The sequence below is a fragment of the Enterococcus sp. DIV0703 genome, from assembly GCF_051711065.1.
GTDB lineage: Bacteria > Bacillota > Bacilli > Lactobacillales > Enterococcaceae > Enterococcus_B > Enterococcus_B hirae.
Map to the genome: position 1 here is coordinate 1,271,757 of NZ_JBIOLX010000001.1, position 10,379 is coordinate 1,282,135.

6 protein-coding genes and 2 pseudogenes are annotated in these 10,379 nt (G+C 34.4%); 5 read left to right on the top strand and 3 right to left on the bottom strand.

The window, feature by feature from the left end; translation table 11 throughout:
* Positions 1-37 precede the first annotated feature (37 nt).
* Positions 38-348: pseudogene (locus IGK81_RS05790) on the bottom strand (transposase); the annotation flags it as partial.
* A gap of 214 nt (positions 349-562) precedes the next feature.
* Positions 563-1,113, bottom strand: a pseudogene (locus tag IGK81_RS05795) (transposase); the annotation flags it as partial.
* 618 nt (positions 1,114-1,731) lie between these two features.
* Here IGK81_RS05795 and IGK81_RS05800 point away from each other — a divergent pair.
* Positions 1,732-2,367 (top strand): hypothetical protein, encoded by a 636-nt coding sequence (locus tag IGK81_RS05800; protein ID WP_034699993.1) that lies wholly within the window; start codon positions 1,732-1,734, stop codon positions 2,365-2,367.
* A gap of 190 nt (positions 2,368-2,557) precedes the next feature.
* Here the strand turns inward: IGK81_RS05800 and IGK81_RS05805 are convergent, their stop codons facing one another.
* Entirely contained in the window at positions 2,558-3,109 is a 552-nt protein-coding gene (locus tag IGK81_RS05805) for a DUF6580 family putative transport protein (RefSeq protein WP_010719291.1), read from the bottom strand.
* Between the two features lie 143 nt (positions 3,110-3,252).
* Here IGK81_RS05805 and IGK81_RS05810 point away from each other — a divergent pair, with 143 nt between their 5' ends.
* The 4 genes from IGK81_RS05810 to IGK81_RS05825 all read left to right on the top strand — a co-directional run bounded on the left by IGK81_RS05810 (position 3,253) and on the right by IGK81_RS05825 (position 10,154).
* Complete coding sequence (locus tag IGK81_RS05810; protein ID WP_034699995.1) at positions 3,253-5,751, top strand: vitamin B12-dependent ribonucleotide reductase; 2,499 nt, start codon at positions 3,253-3,255, stop codon at positions 5,749-5,751.
* Between the two features lie 22 nt (positions 5,752-5,773).
* Positions 5,774-6,337, top strand: a complete 564-nt coding sequence (locus tag IGK81_RS05815; RefSeq protein ID WP_034699997.1) for a cob(I)yrinic acid a,c-diamide adenosyltransferase — start codon at positions 5,774-5,776, stop codon at positions 6,335-6,337.
* A 110-nt stretch (positions 6,338-6,447) separates the two neighbouring features.
* The gene (locus IGK81_RS05820; RefSeq protein WP_223603268.1) at positions 6,448-6,846 is read left to right on the top strand and encodes a DUF4430 domain-containing protein; all 399 of its coding nucleotides are present in this window, start codon (positions 6,448-6,450) and stop codon (positions 6,844-6,846) included.
* A 602-nt stretch (positions 6,847-7,448) separates the two neighbouring features.
* Entirely contained in the window at positions 7,449-10,154 is a 2,706-nt protein-coding gene (locus IGK81_RS05825) for a hypothetical protein (RefSeq protein ID WP_051641774.1), read from the top strand.
* Positions 10,155-10,379: the final 225 nt, after the last annotated feature.

Below are 10,379 nucleotides of genomic sequence, written 5' to 3' on the forward strand. Positions count from 1 at the left end.
CTGGCTCTTTGTCAAATGATGTTGGTAAAGAGAAATCTTAGAATAATTTGGACGAGATTGGGACAATAATACTTTTCAAAAAGAAAATCAGGCTGATTTTTCTTATTTTAGACACTTTTTCCTTCATATATTTCCCCAATTTTCTCAAATTAAGTGCCATGAGTGCCAAGCCAATATCAATCGTTGCTCCTTGTTTCCCATGTAAGTGAAAACGGCCAAGTGAGCCTTTAGATGCTCGAATACTGGTTCGACATCAATTTTTCGTTTCCGATAAATTGAACCGGTTTTCTCCTCTAAAAGCTTTTTCCTGCATTCTGCTTTGAAATAGCACCAATTATTATTTAAAGGCAACATCCGTTTCTGGAATATATTATTGTTCTACATCTAGTGGTAAAGTTGTTTGATTGATGGTATAATTTTTAAACATAAAAGCATGCTCCTTTTTGATTGGGTTGGGTTACTTTAATCTCACAAGGTTGCGTGCTTTTTGTGTACCTTAAAATCAAAAAAATGGGGCAATAATCAGATTTTTTTTTTGACTATTGTCCCAGTTCAGTTCTTTTTATTTGGTTAAAATAGTTTTATCGTGTCGAATTGTGATCCGTCGTTTGAAATTATAAAAATTTCGAAAACAATAAGTATTGTGTTTTAATACTTTAATATGGTTGTTTAAACATTCTAGTGGTCCGTTTGAATAACTGTAGCGGAGGACATTTTGGATCTGTGGCAGAAACTTTCTAAATGTTCGCAAAGTTATCGCATAAGTTTCAGGTAACTGGCTGACTTCTCTGGATAAACAGTCCTCAAATAGTGAATGATCTCTTTTCTTTACTCATAAAGAACATCTTGGTATAACTGATAGCCTTGTCGTAGATCGGCACAAGTAGCTAACAATCGGTCGACAATCTCACTTTCAGTTAAGTAATCTTTGAAACTGGAACACCAAACCCGTTTTTCATAGTTCAACTTTGCTTCTTCTTTTTGTAGGAGTTTCCAATAACGTTTCATTTTTCTACCAAGCCCACGTTGGTATTGAGAAGTACTTTTAAGTCGTGCATTGGTATCCTTCACTCGGTGGTTTAAAAAAGTTCTTCCTATATGTTGAATAATGTGGACACTCTTCGGGCGTGTATTGAAGAGTACCTTTGTAAATCAAGCAAAATTTCTCTTTATATCTTTCTTTGGTTTAACAATTTACCTCAAAATAGATAGTTAGGTCTAGAATATTTAGGGGATCTTTGATAAGCTGAGTACAAGACATCTTGAATTATCCTATGAATTGGTTCGTCAAATTAATTCTAAAGGATTTCAGGGTGTCTTTTCTATGTTTTTACATCATGAAAAAGATGTTGGTAAATTTCACCAACATCAAAAAATATAGAGCCCAAATTACATAGTATATGAGCTCGGGTCGTTAATCAGAAAAAATTGGATGAACGACCCGATTTTTATAGCTAAATCAAAAATAGGATTAAAGAATCAATGAAATATTATGAAAGGAACTGTTATGTATAGGACTACTCAAATACAATTTTTTGATGCATAATTCTTTGAAAATACTATACTTGACCTTGTACTCTCAGAAACTAAAAGTAGTAACCTAGAATTTTAATCAATTAAATGGTATTAAATTACAAAAATTTCTTTTCTCGGAAATAAAAGTTTTTTATGTATTCTTTTTTTCTGATAAATTGATGAAGCAGTATATAAAATTTTAAAGGAGAAGATAATATGCCAAACAAGGAACAGGAAAAGACAAAAACTATTCAACAGGAACCAACTGAATTAAATCCGAGTACAACTAAAGAAAAAGAGAATAGTCCATTCATAAGTAAAAAGAGAGCAAAAGAATTGAAGAAGTTTGAGAGTAAAGTTAGGAAAAAAGAGAATAAAGCGGTTAAACAAGAGATAAAAACAGTTATGAAGGATGCAGGCAGAACTCAAGATCATTCCCAAATATTTAAGTATCTCACATATGGATTTGAGCATAATCCATTCATAAGTAAAGAGAGAGCAGAAGAAGAATTGAAGAAGTTTAAGGGTAAATATAGAAAAAAAGAGGATAAAGCGGTTGAGCGAGCGATAAAAATAGTTGTGAATAATAGAGATATTACTCGAAGTAGTGTATTGAGGTATCTTAAAAGTGAGTTGACAAAAAGTCCATACATAAGCCGACAGAGAGTAGAAGAAGAAATGGGGAAGTATGAGGGAGAGAATAATGTTAGAAATAGTTCTGAAGTTCCAGTGAACAAAGGTAGAGGAGAAGATCTTAAAGAAAAATTAAATAGAGTATCTAAAGAAGAAAACTCATCCCCAGAAAGAGCATCTGTATCTCAAGACCTACAGCATAACCCGTTACATAGATAACAATCAATAAACTCTAAAAATGATTACATAATAAATGAGTGTGGGATATTAATCAGAAAAAATTTGATTAATATCCCACTTTTTGTGGCTAAATGAAAACTGGGACAGAAGAATCACTTCTGATTCTATACCCTAAAAAAATTAGACAAAAATAATCAGAGGGCTGATAAAATAAGGATTCTCACGTCATTTATTTTTTATATCTGTCATCAAGCGTCTTACTGTATAGCGGAAATAGTATTCGTTGAAATACGGGAAAGAGAATCAAATAAAAAAAGAAATTACCTATACCATGGGCGAGATCAAAAGGAAGTCCTTGAAAATAGTAAGCCCAAAAAGAGGGGAGTTGATAGATGAAAGTTTCAATTCGTGAAACAATCAAACCGTAAATTAACCCACAAATAAAGCTCAAAATTGCTTGAATAGTCACATGCTTAGCGACTATAGGTAACTGATTCATCCAATGGAAAAACAAAACAATCCCGCTGAAGGCGAGCATTTGACTGATTGTCCAAGTCCCTAATCCTAAATATAGATTAGTGATGAATAAGCTCAATATGGAGACGATTAAAGCATCTGTTAAAGAACCAAATGCCGCAAGTAGTAAAAAAATTGCTGTCATAGGTTGAATATTTGGTAACCAAGCAAAAAAAAGTCTGCCTACGACACAGGCAGCAATTAATAATGACAAATAAGCAAATTTGTGAATCGTAAAGTAAGGTTTTTGTTTAAATGTGTTCATCTTTTGAGGCTGCTCCTTCACTGATAATAGTTCTCATTATATCATAAATTTTTTTTATTACAAGATTGAAAAACACATGATGTAGTGTGATAATAATTAACAGACACTATATATAGTGTTTTTTATGATAAGGTGGCGATGGAATGGGAATTTATTCAAAAAAATATATAGAAAAACTTAATCAGGATATACGGAATTATCCAGAGGTCAAACCTATTGATCCACAAATGAAACTGACATTTGAAGGGATTTCACGCTTGATCATGTTGGATCGATATACTTACAAAGATCCACATAATCAGACGTTAACCATAGGTGATCTAGTCGTCTTGACGGTACATGCGGATCCACAATACCCGGCTCGTGGAATTGGAACGATCATTCAGCACTCTGGAGACGATTTAACGATCGAAGTGGAAGAGGAATTTCGCTCCTCTTTGACTGATCCTGAAGAAATAGCTCGTGGATTCGTTAAAAGAAACAAAAGTGAAGTTGAAAAACCTTTAGAGCTGTATTATGAACAAATTGCTGCTCGAGTTGCTTCCGGAATTAGTCAAGTCGAGGGCGATAGAAAAGCAGAATTTTTTGAAGATTTTTACAAACAATTGACTGAACAAAATTTGATTCCTGCCGGAAGGGTGTTGTATGGCGCTGGTACGCAATCAGAAGTCACATACTTTAATTGTTTTGTCATGCCATTTATTCAAGATTCTCGCTCTGGTTTAGCAAAACACCGAGAAGAAGTCATGGAAATCATGAGTCGTGGTGGTGGAGTAGGAACGAATGGCTCAACCTTGAGACCAAAATCAGCTGTCGTACATGGCGTAAATGGAAAATCTTCTGGTGCTGTTTCTTGGCTCAATGATTTAGCTAATCTCACCCATTTAGTCGAGCAAGGAGGAAGTCGCAGAGGGGCGCAAATGATCATGCTCAATGATTGGCACCCAGATATTTTTGAATTTATTATTTCAAAAATCCAGAATCCATTGATCTTGCAACAGTTGATAACTACAAGTAAAAACCCGCTAATCAAACAGTTAGCAAGTGAGAAACTAGCTTTTTCTCCTTTAACTCAAGAAGAAAGGGAGCTATTTGAAGTCTTGCTTAAGGAAGAGGGGCTTTTGCAATTTGCAGAACATACTTTCATCAAAGAGGCTAAGCAAAAATTAAAAATGGGTGGAAGTTATAGTGTCAAAGATCCTGACTTCTTAACAGGGGCGAATATTTCAATCTGTCTGACAAAGGAATTCATGGCAGCTGTCGCACAAGATAAGACCTATGATTTGCGTTTTCCTGCTATTGACGAGTATACAGAAGTAGAAATGGCTGATTATGATCAACATTGGGCTGAAATCGGTGATGTTCGTGAGTGGGAAGCGACAGGACGTAAAGTGAAAGTTCATCAAACAATTCGAGCCAGAGAGCTTTGGGAATTGATCACTTACTGTGCTACTTATTCTGCGGAACCAGGGATCTTTTTTATTGATAACGCCAATGAGATGACTAATGCTGCTGCCTATGGTCAAAAAGTCGTTGCAACAAATCCTTGTGGAGAACAGCCATTGACACCGTATGCGGTATGTAATCTTGCGGCTATCAATTTAGCGAATATGGTAGATGAGCACCAAGAAATCGATTTTCAAAAAGTTGCAGAAGTGGTTAGAACCAGTGTACGTTTCCAAGATAATGTTATTGATGCGACCCCTTATTTTTTTGACAAGAATGAGCAACAAGCAAAAGGGGAACGTCGTATTGGTTTAGGGGTGATGGGCTTAGCCGACTTATTGATCTATTGCGGCAAAACGTATGGCTCTAAAGAAGGAAATGCGTTAGTCGATCAATTGTTTGAAACGATTGCCGTTACAGCTTATCAAACGTCGATCGAATTGGCAAAAGAAAAAGGAAGTTTTCCTTATTTAGTTGGTAAGAACGAAGAAGAAACACGTCAATTACGTGAGCGTTTTATCCATTCTGGGTATATGAAAAAGATGCCAGAACATATTAGACAAGGTGTCTTAACTTATGGAATCCGTAATTCACACTTATTAACCGTTGCACCAACTGGCTCGACAGGTACGATGACTGGTGTTTCCACGGGATTGGAACCTTATTTCTCTTTTTCCTACTTTAGAAGCGGTCGCTTAGGAAAATTCATTGAAGTACACGCTGAAATCGTTGACGAATATCTAGCGAAACATCCAGAGGCAGATGCCTCAGAGTTACCGGAATACTTTGTCTCAGCAATGGAGCTTTCACCAGAAGCTCACGTGGATGTCCAATGTACGATCCAACGATGGGTTGATAGCTCCATTTCCAAAACAGTCAACGCACCTAAGGGATATCGTGTTAAAGAAGTAGCTGATATTTACGAACGACTTTATCAAGGTGGGGCAAAAGGCGGTACGGTATATGTTGACGGTAGCCGAGATTCACAAGTCCTGACTTTATCAGCGGAAGAAAATAGTTTTACCGATGAGCTAGTAACATCAGAGGTACACCCAGATGTTTTGCTAACAGAAGCTTCAAACGACTCAGCAACGAGTGAAGAGCGCTGTCCGATTTGTCATGAAGGTACAATTGAAGAAATCGGAGGTTGCAGTACTTGCACCCATTGTAAAGTACAACTAAAGTGTGGATTATAAGGTTAAAAAGGAGCATGGTACCATGAAAATCTATACTAAAAGTGGTGATGCTGGGATGACTAGTATTATCGGAGGGCAACGGCTAGCTAAGTCAGCTTCTCGTGTTAGAGCTTATGGAAGTGTGGATGAAATCAATTCTTGGGTAGGAACGATCGTTGCAGAATTAGATCCTGATAAATTTGCGCTTTTGATCGAACAATTAATCCAACTTCAACGATTACTATTTGATATCGGAACAGATTTTGCCACACCAACGGAAGTCAAAGAACGGATCGTGACTAAAAAAGATTTGGAGAAAATGGAAGAAATGATTGATTTTTATCAAGAAAAACTACCGGTGATCGACAAATTTATCTTACCTGGTGGACATCCAGTAGCAGGGCATTTCCATCTTGCCCGAACAGTGACCCGAAGAGCGGAACGTGAAATCACTGAATTGATTTTGGAAGAAACAGAAACGAATCAAATGAGCTATAAACTGATTAATCGGTTATCGGATCTCTTTTTTGTCTTGGCACGTTATGTCAATGTGGTTTATCATATTAAAGAACCATTCTATGAGCGAGCTGGGAAAGTATTCCATTAATTATTATCAGACCTTACTGTTTGAATTAAAATCTAACTGTCTAAGAATCATATCTATAATGTTTAAAGTGATAACTTAAGTTAATTCTTTTTACAAATTAATAAATAGGAGTGTTTTTTTTGAAGAAATTCATAGTATTATTAGCTGCTTTATCAAGTATGATCGTTATGACTGGTTGTCAATCACCTACCACGACAGAACAATCAAGCGCTCAATCACAAGCCACTACAAAAAAAGTGACCATCACTTTGCAAGAAGAGGGAAAAGAACTATCGGCAAAAAACGTTACTTACCAACCAAATCAGACCTTGTTGGAATTACTAAAAAAACAGTTTTCAGTGAAAGAAGACAATGGTTTTGTGACGGCAATTGATGGGCATGCACAAGACAAAGATAAAGGATTATATTGGACGTTCACAATCAACGGCAAAATGGCGGAAAAAGGAGCAAATGATATTAAATTATCACCTAACGATCAGATAGTGTTCAATTTAGCAACATTCAAGTAAGAGTGTAACAGTTCAAAAATTAACTTGAGCGTGCGGTCAAAGTATTCGTATGAACAAGCTGAAAAAACGAAAATCAGTTATTCTGATTTTCGTTTTTTTTTGATTAGTTTTAATATCTGTTAAAAAAAGGTTTTTGGTCAATAAGAACTGATAAGTTGCGCAAAATTAAATCTGGGTCAGAATGTACCTCATGCTATCTCAGCTTTTTTGTTCTTTCACATTGTCTCATAAATTGATCAAAAAGCTTCTAATTTTCATGTTGATATTGATTTGAATTTGCAGGCTACATGTTCTTCTGTTTTTATAAAGTAATACTATTTTTGCAAATCACCGCACTTGGATGCCAAATATTCAAAAAATTATTTTTAAAGAAATAGTTAGGTATAGCAGTACCTAAATAAAATTCTGTTGATGTAGAATCCTTTGAGAATACTATTTATGACCAAATATTCCCAGAGATTAAAAACGATAATCTAGATTTTGAATAAATGCAATAGTATTAAATCCCAAGAATTTCTTTGTTTAGAAATAAAAGTTTTTGATGTCCTTTTTTTTCTGATAAATTTATAAAGCGTATATAAAATCTCAAAGGAGAAAACAGCATGCCAAACAAGGAACAGAATATAAATAAAAACAATGAAGAGAAAGTTAGCATACAGTCCCAAGATCAGCGTGGTTTTTTTTATAGACTATTCAATAAGTATAAATTTACGAAAAAGAAACGTACTGATCTGGAAACATCAGCAGCATTGGATAAAGATCTTTCTAAAGATGATCAAGCTTCAACTGAAGAAATCCCCTCCTATCTAAAATCTTTTCTAGAAGAGAAAAATCTGTTACAACAAAGAAATATAGAAATAAATAGTAATAATAGAACCTTTTTTATTAACTATCTTAATGAAAAACATAGACTTAATTCAAACATGCCTTTGTCGGAAGAAACGAAAGCTGCACTAATTGAAGACCTTGATAAATTCTATTATATTCCTTTAAAAACTAGTACGTGTCATAACTTTATTTTCGATCTGAATATAACTAGAAGGGAATTAACTAGGCTTAAAGATGATCAATTTCTAAAGATGAATGAATTAATAGCGCAGCTAACAGATGATGCTACTATAGCTATTACAAATAAATACCAACTTTTAGAGAACCACACTGTCTCCGAAGAAAAACTAGAGGCAATAGCAAATGAGGTCATGGATTTAAATTTTGATGAGGAAATGAAAAGGGCGGTTATAGCTAAACTTGAACTATTAAAAGAAGATCGAGCCACTCTTCGGAAAATATACAGAAAAAAACAAGACACATTGAAAACACAGGAAAGTAAGACAGATGCTAATTTAAAAGAGATTACAAAAGATGACGATGAAATATTATTTTATCAGCAAGTAGATGATGTAGCTATAGCTATCATAAATAAATATCAGCTATCTATCCCCGAAAATAAACTAAAGGCAATAGCAGATGAGATAATGGATTTAAATCTTAGTGGGGAACAAAAAGAGGAGGTTATTTTCCAACTTGGACTACAAACAGAAGATAGTGCCACTCTTTGGAAAATATACAAAATAAATTTGATGAAAGCAGAACAGTTATTTTATCAGCAAGCAAACAATGCTGCTGTTCATGCTACTATAGCTATTATCAATAAATATCAGCTTTCAGAGAACCAATCTGTCCCCGAAGAGAAACTAAAGGCAATAGCAAAGGAAATTATGGATTTAAATCTTAGTGAAGAATACAAAAGAGAGGTTATTTTCGAGCTTAAAATATCAGAAGAAGATCGAGCCACTCTTCAAACAATATATAGAGAAAGACAAGACTTTTTAACAGCGCAAGAAAGTAAGACAGGTGCTAAATTAGATGAGAACACAAAAGGTGAAGATAAAGTATCATTTTATCAGCAAATAGGTGATGCAGTTATAGGCATTATAAATAAATTTCAACTATTTGTCTCCGAAGAGGAGTTAAGGAAAATAGCAAAAGAGATTTTAAATTTAAAATTAAGCGAGGAACAGAAGAAAGAGGTTATTATCTATCTTGGAATACAAAGCGAATATAAAGATGTTCTTCTGGAAATATTTAAAGAATTACAGAGATGGCCAACACCACCCCAAAGTAAGTTAGAAGTTATAATAAGAGGGGCTAAAGCATTACAGTTATTTAATCAGCTAGTACATGATTCAGTTACTTATATTACAAATAAATATGAACTTTCAGAAGATCAAGCTACTCATCATAGGAAACTAAAGGCAATAGCAAAAGAGATTATAGATTTAAACCTTAGTGATGAACAAAAAAGAGAGGTTATTAAGGGTCTTGAAATACCAGAAGCTGATAGAGAAGCTTTTTGGAGAATATACAGAAAACTTGAGATATTGCCAAAAATAAAAGAAAGTAAGACAGACTCTAGAGTAAATGATCGGACACAAAATGGACATGGTGGCGATGGGGCACAATTAGTTAATAAAAATAACAATAAGAAACGAATTATCCGAAGAAATTTTGCCGAAGCAGCACCATTTTTTTTTAAGGGAATAAATGATGCTACTATAGCTATTACAAATAAATATCAACTTTCGAATGACCGACCTACCTTCCGAGATAAACTAGAGAAAATGGTAAATGAGATTATAGATTTAAATCTTAGTGAGCAACAAAAAAGGGTGGTTATTAGAGTACTTGAACTATCAAAAGAGGATAGAGTCGCTCTTAAGACAATGTACAGAGAAAGACAAGACTTGTTAAAAATACAAAAAAATAAGACAGACGATGAAGTGTTCTTTTATCATGGAGTAGATGATGCAACTCTAACTATTATAACCAACTATCAACTTTCAGAGGACCAACCTAATCCCCCAAAAAAACTAGATGCAATAGCAAATGAGATTTTGAATTTAAATCTTAATAAGCAACAGAAAAGAGAGATTATTTTCGAACTTGAAATACCAGAAATAGATAGAGATAAACTTAATGAATTAATAAATAAAAAAACAACGTTGCTAAACCAGGTAGAAACTTTACAAGAATCAGCTAAAACGAACCCAAGCTCAACATTAAGTCAGGGACTAAATAATCTTGAATCAAAACCTACTACGCCACTACAGACGTCATTAAAATCAAAATTAAGATCTCTACTAAAGAAAAGTGAGGATAATCTAGGATCGGAACCACCGATATCGCTAAAACCAAATGCATCAAAAGGTAATCCTTTAAAAAGAGTAAACAGTCTAAGCTCGAAACCACAGACTCCAATAAACCCAACGATTCACTTATCTAAAGGTTTAGATGAATTTAGTCGATGAACCATAATTGCTCAAGCCGAATCATTTTCTGAAAAGGGATTGTTCGGCTCTTGCTGTTTTAGGGATGATTAATATTTTTCATCTCTACGTCAATAAGTACTGATGAGTGATGCAAAATCAAATCTGGGCAAGAAGGTACCCCATTCTTTCTCAGATTTTTTTGTTTTCTCACATTTGTTCGTTAATTAATCAAAAAGTTTCTATTTTTCATGATGGCATTGAATT